Annotated in this window: 14 protein-coding genes; 5 read left to right on the top strand and 9 right to left on the bottom strand. The window is 38.2% G+C overall.

Annotation, left to right across the window (positions count from 1 at the left end; genetic code table 11):
• Positions 1-187: 187 nt before the first annotated feature.
• The 3 genes from RIV7116_RS03810 (at position 188) to RIV7116_RS03800 (ending at position 4,416) form a co-directional block, all read left to right on the top strand.
• Positions 188-1,564: an N-acetylmuramoyl-L-alanine amidase gene (locus RIV7116_RS03810; protein ID WP_015116947.1), complete on the top strand. Its 1,377-nt coding sequence runs from the start codon at positions 188-190 to the stop codon at positions 1,562-1,564.
• A 486-nt stretch (positions 1,565-2,050) separates the two neighbouring features.
• Positions 2,051-2,335, top strand: a complete 285-nt coding sequence (locus RIV7116_RS03805; protein WP_044290743.1) for a hypothetical protein — start codon at positions 2,051-2,053, stop codon at positions 2,333-2,335.
• A 362-nt stretch (positions 2,336-2,697) separates the two neighbouring features.
• Positions 2,698-4,416, top strand: a complete 1,719-nt coding sequence (locus tag RIV7116_RS03800; protein WP_015116946.1) for a DUF262 domain-containing protein — start codon at positions 2,698-2,700, stop codon at positions 4,414-4,416.
• Positions 4,417-4,485: 69 nt separating this feature from the next.
• Here RIV7116_RS03800 and RIV7116_RS03795 read toward each other — a convergent pair whose 3' ends face one another.
• From RIV7116_RS03795 to RIV7116_RS03770, 6 genes are all read right to left on the bottom strand, one after another.
• Positions 4,486-6,561: a prolyl oligopeptidase family protein gene (locus tag RIV7116_RS03795; RefSeq protein WP_044290742.1), complete on the bottom strand. Its 2,076-nt coding sequence runs from the start codon at positions 6,559-6,561 to the stop codon at positions 4,486-4,488.
• 488 nt (positions 6,562-7,049) lie between these two features.
• Positions 7,050-12,080 (bottom strand): response regulator, encoded by a 5,031-nt coding sequence (locus RIV7116_RS03790; RefSeq protein ID WP_015116944.1) that lies wholly within the window; start codon positions 12,078-12,080, stop codon positions 7,050-7,052.
• Between the two features lie 137 nt (positions 12,081-12,217).
• Positions 12,218-15,211, bottom strand: a complete 2,994-nt coding sequence (locus tag RIV7116_RS03785) for a methyl-accepting chemotaxis protein (protein ID WP_015116943.1) — start codon at positions 15,209-15,211, stop codon at positions 12,218-12,220.
• A 17-nt stretch (positions 15,212-15,228) separates the two neighbouring features.
• Complete coding sequence (locus RIV7116_RS03780) at positions 15,229-15,759, bottom strand: chemotaxis protein CheW (protein WP_015116942.1); 531 nt, start codon at positions 15,757-15,759, stop codon at positions 15,229-15,231.
• Positions 15,760-15,772: 13 nt separating this feature from the next.
• A complete protein-coding gene (locus tag RIV7116_RS03775) occupies positions 15,773-16,138 on the bottom strand; it encodes a response regulator transcription factor (RefSeq protein ID WP_015116941.1) in 366 nt (121 codons plus the stop codon).
• A 164-nt stretch (positions 16,139-16,302) separates the two neighbouring features.
• Positions 16,303-17,529 (bottom strand): response regulator, encoded by a 1,227-nt coding sequence (locus RIV7116_RS03770; RefSeq protein WP_015116940.1) that lies wholly within the window; start codon positions 17,527-17,529, stop codon positions 16,303-16,305.
• A gap of 509 nt (positions 17,530-18,038) precedes the next feature.
• Between RIV7116_RS03770 and hmpF the strand changes: the two genes are divergently transcribed.
• A complete protein-coding gene (gene hmpF, locus RIV7116_RS03765; RefSeq protein ID WP_015116939.1) occupies positions 18,039-19,775 on the top strand; it encodes a pilus motility taxis protein HmpF in 1,737 nt (578 codons plus the stop codon).
• 31 nt (positions 19,776-19,806) lie between these two features.
• Here the strand turns inward: hmpF and tilS are convergent, their stop codons facing one another.
• From tilS to RIV7116_RS03750, 3 genes are all read right to left on the bottom strand, one after another.
• Entirely contained in the window at positions 19,807-20,820 is a 1,014-nt protein-coding gene (gene tilS / locus RIV7116_RS03760) for a tRNA lysidine(34) synthetase TilS (protein WP_015116938.1), read from the bottom strand.
• A gap of 118 nt (positions 20,821-20,938) precedes the next feature.
• A complete protein-coding gene (ung, locus tag RIV7116_RS03755) occupies positions 20,939-21,643 on the bottom strand; it encodes a uracil-DNA glycosylase (RefSeq protein ID WP_015116937.1) in 705 nt (234 codons plus the stop codon).
• A gap of 164 nt (positions 21,644-21,807) precedes the next feature.
• Positions 21,808-22,320: a peptidoglycan-binding protein gene (locus RIV7116_RS03750; protein ID WP_015116936.1), complete on the bottom strand. Its 513-nt coding sequence runs from the start codon at positions 22,318-22,320 to the stop codon at positions 21,808-21,810.
• Between the two features lie 215 nt (positions 22,321-22,535).
• On the opposite strand from RIV7116_RS03750, the gene RIV7116_RS03745 reads away from it, so the two are divergent.
• Positions 22,536-24,020: an ABC transporter substrate-binding protein/permease gene (locus tag RIV7116_RS03745; RefSeq protein WP_015116935.1), complete on the top strand. Its 1,485-nt coding sequence runs from the start codon at positions 22,536-22,538 to the stop codon at positions 24,018-24,020.
• Positions 24,021-24,032 lie beyond the last annotated feature (12 nt).

Here is a 24,032-nt window from a genome sequence, read left to right as displayed (position 1 = left end):
ATAACTATAAAAACATTTGTAGTGGGAGCCGAACAACTCCCTTCTTGTTTTTCATATCCAATTACCAATTCGCAATTACCAATTACCAATCCCCAATTCCCAAAACATTATTATATGCTTGTCGCGATGACCAATAATGTTGTAAACAATCTTTTACGATAACTTTTATTCAGAGGAAATACTTATAATGGGACGTATTTTTATTTCGGCAGGGCACGGAGGTAAGGAAGCTGGTGGAATTGATCCAGGTTCTGTTGCTGGGGGCACAACTGAAGCCAAGGAAATGATTTTCCTCCGGGATTTAATTTTAACGGAATTAAGGGCGCGTGGGTTTGAGGTTCTTTCGGTACCGGATTCTTTGAGCGCCAGAGCTAGTATTCAATGGATTAATTCTCGCGCTCGTCGTAATGATGTGGCGGTGGAAATTCATGCCGATGCTGCTGCTAGCCCTGCTGTAAACGGCGCTAGCGTTTACTACATTGCTAATAATGAAGTTCGTAAAGGCAATGCCGAGATGTTGTTGATGGGGCTTTTAAGAAGAGTTCCGCAAATAAATAGTCGGGGGGTGAAGCCGGACACTTCTACTGGCATGGGGCGATTGATGTTTACTCGGGAAGTAGCGATCGCCTCTCTTTTAATGCAGGTGATTTTCTTGAGCAGTCCGGACGATCGGGCTTTACTACAAAGTCGTCGTCGGGAATTTGCCGTGGGCATAGCAGATGGAATAGCAGCTTGGGCGCGTGCAATTGACCCCGGTTCTACCCCTGCTCCTGCCGAAACTCCTCCTCCTACACCTCAACCTAGTTATCCCTCAGTAAATATTAAAATTAACGGTCAAAGCTATCCCGAGCAAGGAATAGTAGTTAACGGTAATGCTTATATTCCCATAGATTTGGTAGATAGATTAAGAATTGATTTATCAAAAGCTGAGAATGTACGTCGTTTAAGCTACCGCAGAATAGTTTACGTCAAAGCTATTGAATTAAGAGAATTTAATGTATCAATTGGTTGGGATGCTGCGACACGAACCGTAGTTTTACGTTCAAACTTAGCAATTTGTCCCGGTCAAATGACTCAAATTATGTCCAGGGGTACAACTTCAGAAGTGCAGCTACAAATATTTTTAAGAGATAACAATCAAGATGCTTTGGTGAAGTTTCCCGATATACCAAAACTCTATCGCGAAGAAGCAGCTATAGAGGGAGTGAATCACGATATTGCTTTTTGTCAGATGTGTTTGGAAACCGGATTTTTACGATTTGGGGACGATATCGCACCACAGCAGAATAATTTTGCCGGGTTAGCAACAATTGGTGGAGGGAACGAAGTAGCTACTTTCCCTAGCGCTAGGATTGGAGTTCGCGCTCATATTCAGCATTTGAAAGCTTACGCGAGTTTGGAACCTTTAGCTGAGGAAAATGTAGACCCCAGATTTAGGTTTGTGACAAGAGGTATAGCGCCATTAGTGACTGATTTATCGGGGAGATGGGAAGCAGATTTGCAGTATGGAGAGAAAATTGTGGCGTTGGTGAAGCGGTTGTATGAGTCGGCGGGGTTGTTGTAGGGATACTTTAGTAATTTTCAATTCTCATTAAGTATTGGGACGACAAACAAGGATGACAATCACATAAAAGTTTGGTGATAATATAGTTTTTCTTATATGAAACCAAAACCAATTATCGAATTTCAGCAATTAGCAATTAGTTTCTTTGCTGGGGAGATTCTACCTGCTTTCATGACATCAAATTTTTTGAGATAAAGTCGAATTATTCTAGAATAATGGGAATTTGCAAAACCTCCTGAAATAGATGCTCAAAGTGGAAATGTTGTATTTACTAATGAAGTTTATATTTCAGCCGATGTTGGTACTGTAACTTTCTCTGAATGTCTTGATACTACAAACATTGATGATGTCAAAGTACCGGGTTTCGCAAGTAAATGGGTTAACATCTTATCTAGACTGAGTTATCAAGGTGCAGAAATTAATTTTAATAGTTTTGTCACTTTTGAAAAAGAAAATCATCCTTTTTGTCATTACATCCCAAATACATTGCTTGTTAATAGTGATTGGAAAGAAGTTAGCGACGAACCTTTAAGAGCATCTTTGAGTTTAGCTTATACTTTGAAAGGCAAAAATTTTGACCTGAAAATAGATGATTTTAGGTTACGGAATTCAGATAGTTATCTGCAATCCGGTGTTCTGTTCTGTGGTAATTTTCCTTATGAACTAGATGGTAATACAGTAGTAGAGAAATTAAGATGCATAAATCAATTGCTTGAACTTTGGCAAGAAGATTTCGCAATATATCAAAATATTGTTGATAAAAGGTTTTAAAATTGAATAAAAATTAATGAATTCAGTAGGTTGGGTTAGACACGACAAAAAACTGTGTGGGTAAAAAATCTATGTTAATCGTGTCGTAACCCAACTTTATGTTTGTAGATAAGCTTTGAATTCAAAATTTTGTGATATACGGATAAAAATTTTGGGTACAGCACTCCAGGCGCAATACTTAGTCTCAATTATGATTTTCAAAGTACCTAACCCACTAACTGTCATATTCTAGATAAGAATAACTTAGACGCGCAACTAAGAAGTAAATGGTGTATCAATAAATAGGCTATTAATGTTATATCTATTACTTGGCAGAAAAATGTATACCACCGTATAGAACAAAGCATAATAACAGAATTCATATGCAGGTAAATCAGATTAGTCTTCGTCGTTTGCTTGACTGTAGCGTACAGTATCAAATACCGCTTTTCCAAAGACCTTACTCCTGGAAGGAGGAAAATTGGGAAGTACTGTGGAACGACTTGATTAATCTGTATGAGGAGCAGTTTGAAGGGTCTTATTTCTTGGGACCTATCGTAACTCAAGCTGTAAATGGAACTCCTGGAAGTATATCTCCTTACTTAGTTATAGATGGTCAGCAACGTTTAACTACGTTAACTATTTTATTAGCAGTTGTTAGAAATCATCTGAAGAAAAACGAACCGAAGATAGCTGAGAAAATACATGAACTTTATTTAATTAATAAATACGAAGAGGGTAGCAAATATTATAAGGTTTTACCTACACAATCTGACTGTCAGATTTATCAGAGTATAGTTGATTCCTATAAGAATATTAAAAATTTGAAAAAAGAAGGAAAAATTTACGAAGCCTATAAATTCTTTGAGAAAAAGTTAAAGAATCCAGGAATGGATTTAGAAATTGAATATATTCAATTTCATAATTTAATTCTTGAACGTTTAACTTTGGTTAATATTACCACTGAAGATAGTGACAATCCATATTTGATTTTTGAAAGCTTAAATAATAAGGGAGAAGAACTTACACAAGCAGATTTAATCAGAAATTATGTATTTATGAAATTACCTGAAAATGAACGTGATGAAGTATATAAAAAACAATGGCGACCTGTTGAGGAACAGTTCCATACAGAAATACAATCTCCTAAAAGTAAAGCTAGTAAAGTATCATCCTCTGATGAGTTAACCAAAGCAATTTGGTTTTATTTTCGTAGGAAGGGAGATTCAATTAGTGAAAAAAGCGTTTATCAAGAGTTGAAAAAATGTTTTGATAGGTGCGCTAATCATCAGGAGTTTAAATCTGAATTAAGTAAACTGCTTAAGTTTGTTGAATACTACCAGCGAATGAATTTTTATGTTGTAGAACCTGAAGATAAGTTAAATATACGATTCCGCAGATTAAAGCGATTGGATTTTTCAACATGTCAGATTTTTATTTTAAGCATTTACGAAAAATATGATGATGGTGAATTGTCTTTAGAAGAATTTGAAGCTATATTACGCTACCTCGAATCTTATTTTGTACGTCGTTTATTTACTAAAGTTTCTCCTTCAACTTTAGGTAAAGTATTTGATAATTTATATAAGGAGGTTGATAAAACAAAATCAAAGAGTATTTTAGAAGGTTTGCGTAAAGTACTCACAAATTACGATAAGACTAAGATTTTTCCCGATGATGAAGCTTTTCGGGAAGGAATTATTAATACAGAGATATACCCGAAAACTTCCACTTATAGAGACCGGGCTAAATTGATTTTGGAGACTTTAGAAGAACATCAAACTAAAGAGGTAGTTGTTTTTGATCGGCTACAGATTGAACATATCATGCCTCAAAAACTTAGAAAAGAGTGGAAAACATCTTTGGGAGTAAGTCATGCTGCTATCCATAAGAAATGGCTGCATACTTTGGGTAATCTGACTTTAACTGGTTACAATCCTGAGTTATCGAATAAACCTTTTGAGGAAAAAGTTAATCTATTAAGGGAAAGCAATGTAACTTTGAATCGACACTTTCATAAAATGGATACTTGGAACGAATCAACTATTAAAACTCGTGCTGAAGATTTAGCTAAAATAGCTCTCAAGATATGGGTAAGATAAATGGTTTTATAACACTTAGATTTACGGTGCGTTATAACAAATGTCAATAACGCACCCTACATCTACAAACTAAAACTTCACTTCATCAATCCCCAATGTCTTCACCAAAAATGCCCATTTATCCGCAACCTCTTCAATAATTTTCGCTGTAGGTTTACCGGCTCCATGTCCAGCTTTTGTTTCAATTCTTATTAATACTGGTGCTTCTCCGTCATGGGCTGCTTGTAATGCTGCGGCAAATTTAAAGCTATGTGCGGGTACTACTCTATCGTCATGATCTGCTGTTGTTATTAATGTTGCGGGATAAGCTGTACCTGGCTTCAAGTTATGTAGTGGTGAATAAGCATAAAGCGTTTTGAATTCTTCGGGGTTTTCTGAGGAGCCGTATTCGGGAACCCATGCCCAACCGATGGTAAATTTATGAAAACGTAACATGTCTAGTACCCCAACTGCTGGTAACGCTGCACCGAATAAATCTGGACGCTGTGTCATGCAGGCTCCAACTAATAATCCACCATTGCTACCTCCGGCGATCGCTAATTTTTCAGACTTGGTATAACCGTTATCTATCAACCATTCTGCCCCTGCAATAAAGTCATCAAATACATTTTGTTTTTTATCTTTCATTCCCGCTTGATGCCATTCTTCACCGTATTCACCACCGCCACGAATATTTGCGACTACGTAAACTCCACCCATTTCCATCCATATTAAGCTGCTGACTGAGAAGCTAGGTGTTAAAGAGACGTTAAAACCACCGTAACCGTAAAGGAATGTAGGGTTATTTCCATCTAATTTAATTCCCTTTTTATGGACGATAAACATCGGTACTTGAGTACCATCTTTGCTCTGATAAAATATCTGTTTAGTTTCGTAATTATCGGCGTTAAAATCTACTTGAGGCTCGCGAAATACGGTACTTTTACCCGTTACCATATCGTAGCGGTAGATAGTTCCTGGTGTCGTATAGCTGGTGAATATATAAAATGTTTCGGTGTCGGTTCGTTTACCACTAAAACCACCTACGGAACCTATACCTGGTAATTCAACTTCTCTGACAAAATTGCCATTGATTTCAAAAATTTTGATTTGACTGCGAGCATCTTTAAGATATTCGGCGACAAATTGATTGTTAAGCGTACCGACACTTTCCAATGTTTCTTGAGTTTGAGGAATTATTTCTTGCCAGTTTTTCGGTTCTGCCTTTTTAATATTTATGCCAATTACTCTCCCTAGTGGAGCATTTAAATCGGTTTGAAAATAGAATAGATTCTCGTCATTATCGATAAAGCTATAAGCTGATTCAAATTCACTTATCAATTCAACAACTTCGCTTGATGGATTGCTTAAATCCTTGTAAAAAACTAAGTTTTTAGAATCAGTACCCAACCAAACTGAAATGATTAAATAACGTCCATCTTCTGTAACATTACCGTTAAAACCCCATTCTTTCTCGTCAGAACGTTCGTAAATTAAAGTGTCTTGTGATTGTGATGTACCAATTTGATGATAATAAAGCTTTTGATAGTAATTAACGTCTTCTAACTTCGTTTTTTCGTTTGGTTCGTCGTAGCGACTGTAGAAAAAGCCTTGGCTATCGTTAGTCCAAGAAGCGCCAGAAAACTTAATCCACTTTAAATTGTCTTCTAAATCTTCGCCTGTTTCGATATTTCTTACCTTCCACTCTTGCCAATCAGAACCAGCAATTGATATACCGTAAGCTAAATATTGTCCATCTTCGCTGATAGATATTCCAGAAAGTGCAACGGTACCATCTTCAGAAAGCTTATTCGGATTTAATAAAACTTTTGGCTCGTCTTCAAGATTTTTTAAGGTATACAAAACGCTTTGATTTTGTAAACCATCATTCTTAAAATAAAAATAACGACTTCCTTCTTGAAAAGGAACGCCGTATTTTTCATAATCCCATAATTTTGTCAAACGCTTTTTTATATCATCTCTAGCCGAGATTTGCTCTAAATAATCGAAAGTAATTTTGTTTTGCGCTTCTACCCAAGCAATAGTATCTTTAGAATCAGGATTTTCCAACCAACGGTAATAATCTACAACTTCAGTACCGTGATAATTATCAACTTGTTCTACTTTACGGCTGACTGGATAGTTTAGTTTTGCTTGAGTACTCATGTTTTCTTGAGATGAAGGTACTGTTACATGGTACAAAAATGTGCAAGCAAGAACAGTTGTCAAGAAGATAACTATAAATTTAAGTAAACGCTTAAACAGTTTGTTCATCCAGAAATTGCGTTGAATTTCAAACATACCTATAGTACGCTATCGTCCATAAGGTTTTTCAATCATATACATAAGAGTGAAAATTCTAATATTTTCGTTGTTTATCGTAAAAATATCAATATCTACTTGATACAAAACCCGCAGCTTTTACTGCTCGATCGCGTTAATTTTACAGGGTTTGTAGTTGCGCTTAAGCGCACAGAATATATTTAGTCCGAGGGCACAAGCTCAACTATCTAACCATTAATCACTCCTCAAAATTAATGTGGTGAAGTAACCTTGTAGTACATTTGCTGAAGGCAGAGCCTTCGCTCAGGAATTCCGACTAAGGCTGTTAGAAAGCATTTTACTCCTTTCCCCGCGAACCCTATGAGTTGCTTCTAAGCACTGGCAACTAATTTTTCACCTTTAAGCATTCTGACTGCGGCTTCAAGTAAAGCTTCCTCTAAATATGGCTTAGTAAAGTATCCGCTTGCACCTAGTTGAATTGCCATTTGTCTGTGTTTGTCCGCACCACGGGAAGTAAGCATCGCTATGGGTAAATCGTTTAGATCGGGATTTTTCTGAATGCGCGATAATAATTCTAAACCATCACAACGGGGCATTTCGATGTCACAGAAGACGATATCGCAAGGTAAACCGGAACGCAATTTGTCCCAGGCTTCCTGCCCGTCGCGGGCTTGTTCGACACGATAACCTGCTTTACTAAAGGTAAGGGAAAGTAATTCACGGACTGTAATTGAGTCATCTACAATTAATACTGTGGGGTCAATTTTCGCTTCAGCAGGCTCTGATGGTACAAGAGTATCTTTTTGGTCCCACAGGCTGACGCTGCTTTGCCTGGATGTACGTCCTTCAAAGATGTCGATTAATTCCAATACGTCAACAATGGGCATAATTCGACCATCACCAAGGACGGTAGCACCAGCTACACCGATGGGCTTAGGTGCGGGACCTTCAAATTGTTTAATTACGATTTCTTGTTCGCTTAGTACTTGGTCAATTTGCAGCGCAATCATAGTATTTGCAGAACGCACTATAATCACGGAAACCATGTCATCATCTCTGTTGCCGCCATAAACGTTACCGCGACTGAGCAAACGGTTAAAGGTTAATAACTCAGACAAAGGACGGAAAGGTAGTTTTGTATCCCGCCAAAATATATACTTTTTACCGTCTTTATCTTCCTTAATCTCTTTGACTGGCATATCTAAGGTATCTTCTACGCCATCCATCGAAAAGGCAATTCTGGCTTTGTCCGAAACGCAACATAAAGCTTTACAAATACTCAAGGTAAGCGGTAAGCGGATAGTAAAGGTAGTTCCCTTACCCAAGCTAGAATCCGTATTAATAGTTCCTCGGATTTCGCTGATAGAGGTGCGAACTACGTCCATTCCGACACCTCTTCCTGCAAGTTGATCTGCTTGATCTTTGGTACTGAAACCGGAATGGAATAGTAGCTCGTAGACTTCTATTCGCGACATAGCCCGTGCTTGCTCCGGTGTAATTAAACCAACCTTGACTGCCTTCTTCTTTACTTTTTCAGCGTCGATACCAGCGCCGTCATCGCTTACAGAAATAACGGTTTGATTACCTTGGTGGAAAGCACGAATTTTAATTGTTCCTTGAGCGGGTTTACTTCTTGCTTCTCTTTCTTCGGGAGTTTCAATACCGTGAGCGATCGCATTATTAAGTATATGATTCAAAGGGTCAGTTAAATGCTGAAGAATCATTTTATCGATTAAAGTATCTTGCCCTTCGATAAACAATTGCACTTGCTTGCCGCACTTAATCGAATTATCCCGCACTCCTCGTTCCAAACGAGTTGTTACCTGGGAAAACGCTTCCATCCGCGATCGGGTTATGCCTTCTTGCAGTTGTGAAGTAACCTGACGAAATTGACGGGCAACTCGTTCGTTTTCTTCAACAACAAAGTCAATATCGCTTGCTGATTCTCTTACCCGTACAATTAATTCAATCATTTCTTGGGATAGGGTATGAAAAGGGGTAAACCTATCCATTTCTAATTCGCTGAACCCCATTTCGGAACCGGAATTGGAGTTAAAGCTGGAATTTCCGAATCCGTTATCTTTACGGCTGGCTAATAAAGAAGCTTCTAACAACGAACGCTCGTAAAGTTCCTGCATCCTCGCACCTACATCAGAAAGGTTTTGTATTTGATGAAGCAGGTTATCGAGGGATTGTCGCATCCGTTCCTGGTCTTGTTCTAAGGTGTTACGATTTACAACTAATTCCCCAACTAAGTTACTCAAGTTATCTAAATGTTTTACCGGAACTCTCATCAACTGCTCGCCTTTAGCGCTGCGAGTAGTCTTGGGAGAATTTACTTTAGCAGTATTTTTACGAGGTACAGATGTATTTGCTTGCTCTAGTAATTTTTCTAAATCGCCAAATTCATCACCTATACTTGGCTCGGTCTCAATATTTACTGGGGCTGGTGTATCGCTTGCTTCTTCTTGGGGGTTATCGAGAACAAGCAAATCTTCTAGTGCGGCAAATTCATCATCAACTTCTGTTATGACTTGTTCTTCGCCAAGCAAAGATTCTAGTTGAGAAAATTCATCTAGTATTTCTTCGGGTTGTTGCTGTAATTCGTTTTCGGGAACTGCGATATTTTCATCAGCTACTTGTTTTTGTGGTTGTGCAACAAAAGGTAAAAATGTAATTTCTTCTTCTTTTGATGTTGCTTGTAAATTAATTTCCTCATCTAAAGGAATATCTTGAGCAAATAAATCATCAATTAATTGCGCTTGGGTATTAGCTGTTATATTTTCTAAGTTTTCTGATAATTCAATATTGTCTTCGCGACTTTCTTCTATAACTTCTGAATCTAAAGATTGGGGAGGTTGAGAATAATCGATAGAATCAATATCTGAAGCTTCTTGTAAAATAGAATTATCTAGACTTTCAATCTGTGATTCATCTGTAGTTAATTCGGGTAAGTTATCAGCTTCATCAGAAATAGCAAATAAGTCTTCTTCTACAGATGATTGCTGCTGTGAATCTTGATTATTTGATTCTTGTGCATTATCAACTTCATCCGAAATAGCAAATAAATCTTCTTCTACAGATAACTGCTGCGGCGAATCTTGATTATTTGATTCTGGTGCATCATCAACTTCATCCGAAATAGCAAATAAATCTTCTTCTACAGATAACTGCTGCGGCGAATCTTGATTATTTGATTCTGGCGCATCATCAACTTCATCCGAAATAGCAAATAAATCTTCTTCTACAGATAACTGCTGCGGCGAATCTTGATTATTTGATTCTGGTGCATCATCAGCTTCATCCGAAATAGCAAATAAATCTTCTTCTACAGATGATTGCTGAGAATGACCTCGATCATCCCTATCCTCATTCGTATCGTCAAAAATGCTTTCGTTTCCACTTAGTGCTGATTCTAATAAATCATCTGCAACATCCCCAGAAAAGATTGAATCAAAATTAGTATCCGTACTTTCTTGTTGATTATTTGTAGCTTGATTTTCAGACGATTCATCATTAGCAAAGATATCTTCTGATGCAGTAGCTTCAATTAAATTTTCCTCTAATGCTTTTGCTACATCCTCATGAGGTACAAATTGCGTTTTTTCCCAGATGTTTCCTGAATCTTGTACTGCTACGTCTAAAGAATCATCAAATAAATCGCCGAAACTATCATCAGATTCGACGCTATCTAATTCTCCAAACAATGTATCTAAGCCAACTTCGTCAAAGCTAGGTAAATCTAACTTTTCTTGCTGCTCTGCATCGTGTTCGACTTTATCGTCAGCAAACAAAAGTTCAAAATTACCAGTTTGATTTAAATCTTCAAAGCCAGCATTATAATAATTAGATTCCTCGTTAGTCGAAGCAGTTTCATCTAAAAGCGCATCTAACCGGGCTTCATCTAAATTTTTATTATCATCATCTAAATTTAGTTCGAGTAAATCGTTTATTTCTTGTTCATCTTTAGCTGGTTGCGAATCATTAATCTTGTGGCTTGCAGTATCTTTTAAATTTTCTAAATCTTCTTCCAGAAAATCTTCACCAAACAACTGCATGATTGTCATTTCTTCTTTGACATTTGTTTGGTTATCTTTACTATTACCCTCTTCGACAAGAAGAAAATCTTGAAAATCGCTATCGGTATCTTGAGATATTTCAATATTAGCTTCTACATCTTTTTTTGGTGCCTTATCCGCTTTTAAATCTAGAATTTCCTCTTGTTGCCAATTTTCATCCAGTTCCGGAGATTCACCTTCAAATAAATCAGCAAGAGTATTTAACTCAGCAATTCCAACTTCTGGCCCGTGAATATCTAAATCGTGAATTACCGTTGCTGCATCGCGGTCTACATTCTCATCAATTTGGTCGGATACTTCAAATAAAGCTGCAATGTTATTTTCTGCTTCAACGTTGGGAGTTTCATTATGAATATCGTCATCTATATCAGTTAAAAACAAAGCTTCAGCAGCGGCAGCTTCATGATAATTGTTAGCTTCTGACTCAATAAGCAATTCTGTGGCGGCAGATTCGCTATCTTCCAAATTCTCTATTTCCAACAACTCTATTTCTGGCGCAGGTAATAAAGCTTCTAATTGTTCGCTGATAACAATTTCACTTTCTCTATTTTTTAAAACCAACTCCAACGCTTGCTTAATTTCAGTAATAACAACTTTTGCTAAAGTCAAATAGGTATTTTGTTCATATCCAATAGCACTAGTTGCCGAACGACATAAATTACTCCAGCTGCTGAAATTCCGATTGTCACCCAATTCGGCTAAGTAATCAGTACATTCCTGTAGACTTTGCCGATTTTCAAGTGTCGCTGGCTGTTTAAATAATTGCAATATCTGCCGCAGTTTATTCAATACTTCTGCTTGCAGTTGACTATTATTTTTATCTCCAGAAGATGCCGCACTCTTCAATGGAATTTGCGCGACTTTTTCACCATTTTCTTTCGCAGCACTTTCGCCAGGAGATTTTTGAACAAGCTTGTCCAAATGTTCGTTCAGCCAACCAAAAACCGGTTCCGCTTCAGCCATTAAAGTATTAGCAGTTTCTTCCGTCAAACCGAAAGGTCCGCTTAAATGTTCCAGCAGCGCTTTGAGAGTATCGGAAACGCCTAGAAATAAAGATTCCAGCTTTTGGTCAATCTTGACTGGATTATCTTTAAGAACTTTAAAGCAGTCTTCGAGACGGTGAGAGGTACGCTGAATGCTACTCAAACCAAGCATTGCCGCTCCTCCCTTAATAGAGTGAGCAGCCCGGAAAACCTCGTTGATTAAATCCGGGTCATTAAGAGTACTTTGGAGATTTAACAACCCCTGTTCGATAGTATTCAGGTGGTCTGTTGCTTCTTCAATAAAGTATCCTAAAATGCGCTGTTGTTGTTCCGGTAGCATAATCGTCCGTCTTTATAAGTTGTGAGTTATGAGTTATGAATTACAAGTTACGAGTTACGAGTTATGAGTTGTAATATTTATTTCTCACTCATCACTCCATGTCCTGACGGACACGCTTTGCTAACACTGCCAACTTTTTATCTTGATTCAGCTGTTTCCACTCGGAAACGTTCCACTGAGGAAATCAAGTCGCGGGATACACCCACTAAGTGCTGTAAAGCTCCAGATACTCGCTGTGCTTCTTGAGAAGTTTCCTGTGCGGTTAATTCTACCGACTGCATTACATGAGCAACAGCACGAGACGTTTCCGTTTGTTCCACAGTATCTGTAGTGATAGAACGCACAAGTATGTCAATACGATTCGCAACTTGAATAATGTTTTCCAAAGAACGCTTTGCTTCTTCAGCTAACTTTGTACCTTTAATAACCTGCTGCGTACCTTCTTCCATTGCAGTCATTACAGAGCCTGTTTCGCTCTGAATTTGCATGACAATTTGTTCGATTTCTTTCAAAGATTTAGCAGATTTATCAGCAAGCTGACGTACCTCATCGGCAACAATGGCAAATCCTCGTCCAGATTCTCCGGCGCGAGCAGCCTCAATACTAGCGTTAAGGGCTAACAAGTTTGTTCTAGAAGCAATTTGAGAAATCAAAGCAACGATTTTAGAAATTTCCTGGGAAGATTCTGCCAACCGCTTCACTTTTCGAGTTGTTTCAGCAACAGTTTCTCTAATTTCCAAAATACCTGCCACAGTATTTTCCACCGCTTCACCACCTTTAAGAGCGATTTCGCTGGCATCGCGGGCTACTGCTTCAGCTTCCCTTGCAGCTTCAGCTACCCTTTGAATCGAATCAGTCATTACCTGCACGGAATTAAGCGTCACCGCTAATTCTTCCGCTTGTCGCAAAGCGTCGCTAGATAAGGCTCTAGCAAAAGTTTCGGAATTTGTCGCTCCCTTAGTAACTTCTCTTGCTGCTACCTTTACCTGTTGGACAATATCCCGCAGGTTTTGAATTGTTAAGTTGAAAGCATCAGCAACCGCTCCTAATACGTCAGCCGTCACCTCAGCCTGCACCGTTAAATCGCCTCGGGCTGCTCCTTCCACATCATCAAGCAAGCGAATTACCTGACGCTGTAAATTCTCTTTGGCTTCTTCCTGTTCTTGAGCCTTACGTGTAGCTTCATGAGTTGTGGTAAAAATTACCCGCGCCATTTCATTAAAGCCAGCCGCTAATTGTCCGAATTCATCTTCAGAGTAAACTGTAGCTTGAGCGTTCAAATTACCTTTACGTACAGAGTTGAATTGCGTTTCTAAATCCTTTGTCGTGCGACGAACTTGTTTGAGAGTCAGGTGCCCCATCGCTCCCGTAGTTACAAAACCGGCAATTCCAGCCGCAAATGCCATTATCCAACCAGTATTACGTATGGATTCCCGCTGATTTGCTGGAGATATACTTGTTGCTCCAAAACTGACTGTAGCTACTACGACAGAAGAAACAACACCTACAATTCCAGCAGTTAACCATTGTTTGGTTTTCAAAGGAGCATTTTCTAAAGCAGCAAAAACTCCCTGCTCCACATTTACTTGCGCTTCAACTTTATTGTCATCATTCTGAGTAAAGACTGGAACCGCTTCTTGGGAATTTGTGATACTAAACAGTTCTGCATCCCTTTCGCCTACGGGAGCATCATCATCTATACTGTCTCCCAATTCATCGTTGGAAATACTGTTACTAATTTCACTGGGCAAAGAACTTTCCATGTTCTCACCGCTCAAAGCTCCATTAGTTCGTAGCGAACCAGAATCAGGTATTACATCGGAAAATGCTGGATTTCCATTGGATAAATCGAATCCCGAAATATTTCCTAAGTCATCAAATTCGTCAAAATCGTCTAAATACTCGATATTACTGCTGTTAGTACTACTGTTGGTATTAACAGCTTTAGCAATACTCTTGGTGTCTTCATTATTAGTAACGAAATCTTCAGCACCAAAAACTTCTTCAAATGCATCTAAGTCGAAACTATCATCGCCTGGTTTATTTTGCTCAGATGCCGTAGATTCTTCAGATAATTGCGACGATTCTAACAATTCTGAAGATTGCTCGCGAGAAAAATCTTCTTCAACAGAAGACATTTCAGAAAAACTATCCGAGACACGATCTAAACCCCGAGCCGAAGATGAAAAAGTTTTTGCTTGGGTGTCATCTACCGAAAAGTCTTCACTAAAAAAATTGCTCGGTAAACTAAAGCTTTCACTATCCTCACCTGGATTATCCTCGAAAAATAAATCTTCTTCTTGCAGGCTGCTCGTAGGTGGTAAATCAGCTGAAGGTGCAAATTGGTTTTGATTCGAGTTGTCGTCAACTTCTAATTTTGAAAAAGGAGAATATTCTTCACCAGACGAAGATGAATCATCACCTGCGGCAGCGGAATCCTTTGAATTACTTGCTGAAATATCTTCTTGCCAAAAAGAAGGTAGTTCAAGCTCGGGTTTAGAAACTCCTTCCCCGTTTTGATGAACATCTGTATCTGCTGGTTTTAGTTCGCTCTGAGCAAAAGGATTATCCTCACTCAGATTCTCCTCTTCAAAATTTGGTATCGCATCAAATATTTGACTGTCGGCACCTATATCAAAAGGACTCTTTGCTTCGTTAAGTAAATCTGTAACTTCTTTACCTTCATCTTCCGAAGCGTTTTCAGAAGAAAAAGTGAAATTATTGCTATCCGAATTACTGCTGCTAGCACTTTCATCAAACAAATTTTCAGCAGGCTGTATTTCTTCGGATGAAGAATCCGGTAAATCTATGTCCTCGCTTCCATTGTCAACTTCAAAACTTTGAGCATCTAATTCGGCTTGGTAATGACTAATATTTTCTAAACCATTACGAGCAAAATCAAGAAGTTCTTGGTCAGTAGTTAAATTTAAGACTGTATTATATGCTTCTTTAGCTATATTATATTTTTGTAAAACATAATATACATGACCCTTTAATAAAAGAGCATTCGGGTCTTTAGTTAAATGCTGTACTACTTGGTCAATAAGGGTAGCAGCTTCAGTGTAATTTTGATTGACGTAGGCATTATAAGCCTGCTTATACATCTGCTCGTAATCTATACTTGGTGCCATTTGTTGCCTCCTTGCGGTTATCCAGCCCACCGGGCACTCCGTAAAATTGCCATCTGGTCAAGCAGTCGCAAACACCGTTCTACTTCGGCATCTTTCAACCACTCTCCCCTCAAAAAAGGAGCCATAGTATCCGGCACGTTGGTAGGCGCACTTAGATGCTGAACATCAAGCCAATCCATACCCCCGATTTCTTCAACTGCCAAGCCCACTATTGTGTCTTGTTCTTCGATTGCAATTACAGAAATTTCTGCTCTATCCGTATTTAATGGAGTAGTTTCTCCCAGGAATTGTCCTAAATCAGCTACCCAGATTACTCTTCCACGTAAATTTAGAGTACCCAAAAGTAAGGGAGAAGCATTCGGAATTGGGGTAATTCTATCGGGACTTAATTCAATTACCTCCTTAATACCAGTCGCCGGTAGTGCAAACTCCTGATGCGAAGGAATGAAAAACCTTAGATGTAACTCACCGTCCTTACTTTCAACTTGCAATTCAGGACGGAACTCATCTTGTCCGCCACCTCCTAAAAAGTCGGGTTTGCTGTCCATATTGCAATCATCCTTATCCTCGCAGCAGTTGTTTGACTGTTCCGACTAATTCCGTCGGCTGAAACGGTTTGGCGATATAAGCATCCGCCCCTTGCTTCATTCCCCAGTAGCGGTCAAATTCTTCACCCTTAGAAGAGCACATGACTACCGGTACATTTTGGGTTTTCGGATCGGACTTGAGCCGACGACAAACTTCGTAACCATTCATCCGGGGCATAACGATATCCAAGACCACTAAATCGGGACAAATACTTTGAATTGTCTGTAGTGCCTCCAGTCCATCTGAAGCGTGAGTGACAGACAAGCCACTTGCTTTCAAAAGGTCTGTAATCATCTCCCTTTGTGCGATACTATCTTCCACAATCAGAACTGTACTCATAAATATCTCATTACCTCCCGATGTAGATGTCCCCTGCAAGGAACATTCCCTAATCTCCCCTAATCATTTTGTATAAAAAAAACTATTTATTCACAGATTTACTCAGTATTTGATAATTAGCTTTAATCCAAAGGAAGTGATAATAATTTTTACCCTATATTTGCTTAAATCAACAAGTACCGCATTCTTGAAATTGGCGATCGCCCCTCGTAATTATTGAGATATTTTCTGATTAACAGCAGCAATTCAGTTGACTCAAAAGGCTTTGTTAAATAATCAGTAGCCCCAACCATATTTGCCTTTGCTCTATCGATATAACTAGTTTTAGCGCTGAGCATAATAATCGGCACGAGCCGGAATGCACTGGAATGACGCAACATAGCACAAAGTTGGTAACCATCCAAATCGGGCATCATAATATCGCATAAAATTAAATGCGGTTGGAGTTGAAAAACTCGGTTGAGTGCCTCCAAAGGATTAGTAAAGGCGATTGCATTATAGCCTTGCGGTTGCAAAATAGACTGCACCGTCTCGCAAATAGCAGTAGCATCATCAATACACACTATGGCTTTTATTGACCGATCGTTGTCAGAATTGGGTGTTATCGAATGGTTGTGGGTTGACTCGGACTTGTTTTCTGCTGATGCTATATGTATCAAACCCTGTTGTACGTAAGGATATATGGCTTTCGCTAAAGTCAAAACATCTCGATTAAGAAAACGAGCAAGCTGACGCAAGGAAGTTTTTCCATCCGCCCAATGCTGTAATTTTTCGACAGTGGAAGAAGCCAAGGATGAACGCAGACGATCGATATCAGTCAATATTGGGCATTGATCTGGAGACTGAATATAGGGATATAGCAGTTTCCACTCTTGCACCTGCTTAAAAACTTTGCTTACCAAAGGAGCAATTTCTAAAGTCGTCAGCTGCGGAGTTAACGGTTTGTCCAACTCAAAAATGAAATTGCCTTCGCGTAAACTCAATAAATCGAAAAGAGTTTCATGCACCAAACCGTGGATGATACTACGAGCCTGAGCAGCATTTATGATGTCTTGCTCTAAAAGTCTCCATAAATAGCCATACTCTGGTGCAGAGGACAATTTATCGGAATCTGTTGTTGCCGGTGTTTCGTGCCCCTGTAAATTAATTCGGTAATACCGCAAGTAATCACGAAGACGAAATACACTGTTATTAGCTTCTTGAGAGTATACTATTTGACCATTTATAAAAAAGACAAACCAAGTCCGGTTTGATGATTCCTTAGTATAGCGAGGGACAGAGTCATTTCCCGGCAAACCATAAGTCTCAACAAACAGTAAACCCGTTCGCTGTCCCAACTCAATCAATTGCAGAATGCTGCGTATATCAATCTCACTTAAATTTCCCTGCATTTAGCAATTAGGCACTCCTTGTTATCCAGTTTACATTCTTTGTTCATTGTGCCCAAGTTTTGCAACAGTTAACACTTATAAATAAATTATTAATTTTTCAAAAACTATAAATGCAGTCAGGGTAAGAGTTTGGCTAATTTATTGATTTTTTTATTTGTAATCCCCAACAAACTTTTTGATCGCATAAACAAGTTTTTACTTTTTGCATTCGTATTCAAAGGAGAATTTTTATACTAATGCAGAACTATTTGTACAAATTGCCCCAATTCTCAGCTTTAGTCTCAATAAGTGTTAGTAATAATACGGTAGCCATCCCCAGCTTCATAAGTACAAAATGTAAAGACGCGATGGAGATAGATTATAAAAAATCATTATGCGATTATTCTGTACGCATATCAAATTTTCACTTAGCTTTTAAAGGCTAATTTTAAGTGAAATAAGGCAAATTCACGCCTACATCTATCGTATAAATTAAAACTTATTCAAGTACATCAATAGGGATTTACGGTGTGCTGTATTTAGCTGAAGTACAAAAACAAAAGGGTGGCTTGCTTGGTAGTGGAGCCAAAACCGAATTAAAACTGCTGGCTTGTCAACGCAATGACCAAAGTTGGAATACGGTAAGTGAGGAAGTAATTACTGCTGATGAAGCGAGTAAATTAAATGATGGCGCACTTGTATTAGCTGAACTGAATGCAAATCGTCAAGTACAGAGAATCCAAGAAGCTGGTCGTCCTCTAGTAAATATCTTGCAGAATTTTTCCCGTCAATTGGAAAAGTTCAAATTAAAAGAAGAAGAAATAGACCAGTGGAAAGAGTCACTGACATTTCAAGGACAGGAAATAAGCCGCCGAGAAATGGATTTGGAAGCGCGGGAAGAAGAAGCCCGACAAATCCAAGAAGAAGCCCAACAAATAGATGCCAAGCTTCAGGAAGTTGAAAATTCCCGTCAGGAAATTCAAAGCTTACAAGAAGAAATCGAGCGCAACCGTGAAGAACTTGAAGGTGCTTGGGAGCATTTACGTGGCGAACAGCGTCGCTTAGAAGAATTTCAGGCAGAAGTCAGTCAGGGAGCGGTTTTAGATGAGGAACAAGCAAAGGCGATCGGCGATTTATTAGAAAAGCTCTCTGATAATATTGCTCCTACGCAAAGCGTTCGCGAACATCTCGATAATGCATTCGAGATGGTAGAGAAACAGCAAGCCATCCTTAATCCTCATTTTGAACTACTTGAAAACCAAAAAACTGAAGCTAACGAGCAACAAGCAGAAATCGAGCGCTTGTCACAGGAACTCCACGAAGCTAATTCTTCTTTGCAGCTAGCTGAAGATTCTCTTTGCCAACAGACAGCAGAGTTGAAACTAAGTACTGCCTCTCTGGAGAGCAAACAAGAAGCAATGCAGATGCTGCAAGAGCAATTGCAGGAAAGGCAAGAGTTAACAGAGCATGTTAATTCTTTTTCTAAAAGTCCCAGTGCTGGCGAAGAAGCTTTTGTTCTGGATTTTGATGAGGAAGATTTAAAATCTTTATCTACAGAAGAACTTCAGCAAACAGTTGAAGATTTGCAGGAAAAATTAAAAATTGATTCTAGTTTTGTTGAAGAACAAGAACAGGAACTCAATTATAAACAGCGAACTATAGACGAACTGCAAGAAAAGATAAGTTCAGCTTCTGAAGAAGAACGTACCCCATTTGAAGAGGAACTGACAGACGAAAAAGACAGCTACGAGATGCTCAACGAAACTTTAGTTGGTCAGCGTCGTAGCTTGGTAGAACGTCAAGAATCCCTAGAAAAGCATCAAAATGTTCTGTCTAAGCGGCAACAACAAGCAAACGCGCAAAGCCAAGTTGATTTAAGTCCGATAGTCAAGCAAATCGAAGCTCAGAAACAGAAGTATTCCGAACAACTAGAGAAACTAGAAGCCCAAGCAGAGCAAATACGCAATAGTATTGAGCAAACACAGGAAGCAATTACAGTTCAAACTCAAGAACGGGATACTAAACGTGAGGCATTACAAGCAATGGAGGAAAATTTTTCCGCATTGCAAACCACAAATGCTCAACTCTGGGCTAAAGTTAATCTTTACGCAGAAGCGCTTGAGCCAATACAGGATTCTTTAGAAAGTTTGCGACATAAATTGCAAGCTATCAATGATGCTTTAACGCAAATACAGGAAACTGGAGATTATCAACTCCAAGCAATTACAGATATGCGTTCTTCTATCGAAAATTTGATCTCTCAGTAAAAAGATGGAGTATCAAGGATGAACTATGGTTTTATCCTTTATCCTTCATCTTTTTTTTCAATAGAATAAATTCACCTTCTACTACAGCTACAGCACCCCCAGGAAATGGGTCAGTTTGCGAGCGATTCGCTGCCCCAATCAAACCCACCAATTTCTCTATATGCTCAAAACTTGGAGCATTTAAGATTATTTTCAGTAAAACTTGACGTATAGTTCGACGCTGCAAAGCCAGTGGAGCTTTCCGCAATATTTGACGATTCAAACGTAATAGCGTCTCGGAATCTCCCTGCTCATCTATAATCTCAGCATTTTTTCGTAATTCTTCAGCAGCTTGTTCTAAATATTCAACTTCTGCTTGTAAAAGTTCTGCTGTGCGAGCTAAATTTGACTCTACTTTCGGATTAAATTTTTCCTGCAAATATGGCATCAATTCCTGACGAATACGATTGCGAGCATATTTTAATTCTTGATTTGTCGAATCTTCCCAAATTTGCAGTTGAAAATCTTGACAAAATTTACCCGTTTGCGTCCGAGTTACTTCTAAAAGCGGACGTACAAGCATCACTTCACCATCAACACTAAGCCGACGCTGCCAAGTTAAAGCCTGTAAACCATCCGCACCGCTACCGCGCATTAAATTATAAAGTAAAGTTTCTGCTCTATCTGTGGCAGTATGTCCTGTAATAATGCATTGATAATTATTTTGATTGGCGATTCGCTGTAAAACTTGATAGCGCCAATTTCTTGCTGCTGCTTCACTTATCAACGACTGAGAAGCAGTTTCTAAGTAAAAAGGTATACCCCATTCACCTGCGAGCCGTTCTACATGATTGGCATTTGCTTGCGAGTCATCCCGCCAACAATGGTCGCAATGAGCAATAGCCAGATGCCATCCCCATTTCGGCTGTAAGTCTAACAATAATTGAGTTAAGCACAGAGAATCTTGTCCCCCAGAAACTGCAATTAACAATCTTTGATTGCGCTGTAATAAACCACGGGAACGGATAGTCCGATGTATATTTGCATGTAAGGAAGTCCACACCATTTAATCAATTATCGTTAATCTTACAAATAGCGAGAATCTATAAACCCGGTTGTTTGGAAAAATCGGGTTTCTCAACATCTTGAATTTTTGCAAATTATATAGGATTGGTATATTTTTATTAACTGCTAACTGCTCGCTGCTGACTAATTAATGGTAACTGAAAATTGATTTCTGGTTTACCTGCCTGACGCAGTGCAGAATTGATTTTTGAAAAAGGTTTGCTACCAAAAAAGCCGTTACGAGCAGATAGTGGAGAGGGATGTGCTGATTGAATAACTGTGTGACGATTCGTATCGATTAATTTCAGCTTCTTTTTGGCATAACCACCCCAAAGCACAAAAATTACAGGTTCTTCTTTTTGATTAACTTTACAAATAACTGCATCGGTGAAAGTTTCCCAGCCTTTATTTTTATGGGAATTTGGTGTATGTGCTTCTACAGTTAATACAGCATTAATCATCAAAATACCTTGCTTTGCCCAAGCTACGAGATATCCGTGATTGGGGATATCAAACCCGACATCATCTTTGAGTTCCTTATAAATATTAACTAAGGAAGGTGGAATTTTGACACCAGGTTTTACCGAAAAGCATAATCCATGTGCTTGATTCTCACCATGATAGGGGTCTTGTCCGAGTATTAAAACATTTACTTTTTCTAAAGGTGTAAGTTCAAATGTTGCAAATACATCTTCTTGTGGAGGATAAATGACTTTAGATTTTCTTTCTTCTTCGATAAATTTTTGCAGTTCTTTAAAGTAAGGTTTATCAAATTCTTCAGCAAGGGCTATTTTCCAAGAATTAGGAAGTTGAGATTCTATCATGAATATATCTTAAGTCCCGAAATTATATAAAATAATAGTTTATAGATAATTATAAAATGTTTTGATATTAATTAAATAGACTAAAAAATATAAAAAATATGGAATCTAGTTTTTTTAGATTGACCAGATTCCTTTAATATGACATTACAGAATTAGAGAAATATCTATAAACTAAAATGACTAATTAATGCAGCAAATTCCATCAGATAATCCCAAGTTTGAGAACCAATAGCTCCATCTACAACAATTTGCTTGTGCTTTTGAAAAGATTTTACTGCTGCTTGGGTTTGATACCCGAATACACCATCAATCTTTCCAAAGTAGTAACCGTCGAAGCCTAAAGTTTCTTGAATGAAGGGGGAAAATTTAAGAACGCTTTGGATTTTAGCAACATCATCACAGTAGCTACCCACATATAGCAATGGTAAATCCGGACGTTGACCGATGTAAAGTGCTTCCCAAGTTACAACTCCAACAATACCATCTTGCTTTAAAAAGGTACGATACTGAAAAATTTCTACTGCTAGTAAAGTTATTTCATCAAATACACCATTAATTACGATATTCTCAACGTCAGGAACTCTTTTAATTAAGAATTCTTGCAATTTTTTAACTGAATCCCCACTATTACCGAATTTTAAGGTAGGTTGTTTGATTTGAACGGGACTTAGAATCATGAATATCACCTTGAATTCTTTTCTGTCATAGAACATCAAGTTAATAGTCTTGGATTCCGTAGATTAACAAGGTACACAAACGGGTACTTTCTTTAATGGTATGTATTGATACTTTTGAAGGTTAACCGTACTTGCTATGGGAGATTAAATATTCGTACAAAGGGAATCCTGTTTCCCCATATTAATTAATCATGATGCATCTACAAATCTGAAAAATGAAGAAACGCAGATTATTGTTATTTACGGTAATACTGATAACAAGTATTGTTTTTAGCGATTATTATCCGATTAATGCTTCATCTGTTGGTAAAGAAACACTGACGATGATTACTTCCCCCGATTATCCTCCTTATGAATTTTATCAAACGAAAAATGGCGATCGCCAAATAGTTGGTTTTGATATTGATATTGCTAACTATATTAAAAAGGAGTTAGGTTTTAAACTTAATATTGCCCAATCGGATTTTAATGGTTTGATTCCGGCACTCCAAGCAAATCGTGCTGACTTTGTGATGGCTGGAATGACTCCAACTCCACAACGCCGCGCTAATGTGGATTTTTCGATTATTTATTACGAAGCTAAAGATACTATTGTTGCTTCTAAAAATAGCAATATAACTAAGCCAAAAGATTTATCTAATAAGATTGTTGGCGTTCAATTGGGTACAATTCAAGAACAAAATGCTAAACAAATTTCCCAAAAATTTCCAAATATCAGATTAAAGCAATTAAATAAAGTACCAGAGATAGTTCAGGAAATAAAAGCTGGCAGAATTGATGCGGCAATTGTTGAAGATACTGTGGCTTTGGGATTTGTGCAATCGAACCCAGGCTTACAGTTTAATATTATTCCTTCGCTGGAAAACGCATCGGGTTCGGCTATTGCTTTTCCTAAAGGTTCGCAGCTAGTTAAACCATTTAACGAAGTGCTGCAAAAAATGAAGGATAATGGTGAATTGGAAAGGTTGAGTAAAAAGTGGTTTTCTGCAAATCCTACATCAGAAAACATTACTGCACCGCCTGCTAAAACTAAAGACGGATTAAATTTAGATTTTCGGCGAATTCTTCCTGATTTACCTTTTATTCTGAAAGGGATTCCCTTAACTCTATCATTTACTTTATCATCAGTATTCCTCGGTTTATTCTGGGGAACAGCCCTATCTTTCTTCAAGATTTCTGGAATTAAATTACTTAACTGGTTTGCTAATGCGTATACTTCTATTTTTCGAGGTACACCATTACTTTTACAGCTATCTTTAGTGTATTTTGCCACACCTCAATTAACGGGATACGATATTTCTGCTTTTCAAGCTGGCGTATTTACTTTTACGTTAAATTCTGGTGCTTATATGTCAGAAACAATTCGGGGTGGAATCCAAGCTGTAGACAAAGGACAGTTTGAAGCAGCAATGTCTATGGGTATTGCTTATCCAATGATGATGTGGGACATAATATTGCCACAGGCATTAAAGAACATTTTACCTGCATTAGTAAATGAAACTATCGGACTATTAAAAGATTCTTCTCTAGTTGCAACAATTGGTGTAGTTGAGATATTACGTAGCGCTCAAATTGTGGGAGCAAACAAGTATATTTATTTTGAACCGTTATTGTTTGCCGGATTAATTTATTACCTTTTAGTCATGGGTTTATCTTTTGCTGCTTCTGCTTTGGAAAATAAATTGAGAAGAAGCGATTGATACAGTTATCAG

The sequence above is a fragment of the Rivularia sp. PCC 7116 genome (genome assembly GCF_000316665.1).
In the GTDB taxonomy this organism is placed as follows: Bacteria; Cyanobacteriota; Cyanobacteriia; order Cyanobacteriales; family Nostocaceae; genus Rivularia.
This window is presented reverse-complemented; position numbering and strand designations above follow the sequence as displayed.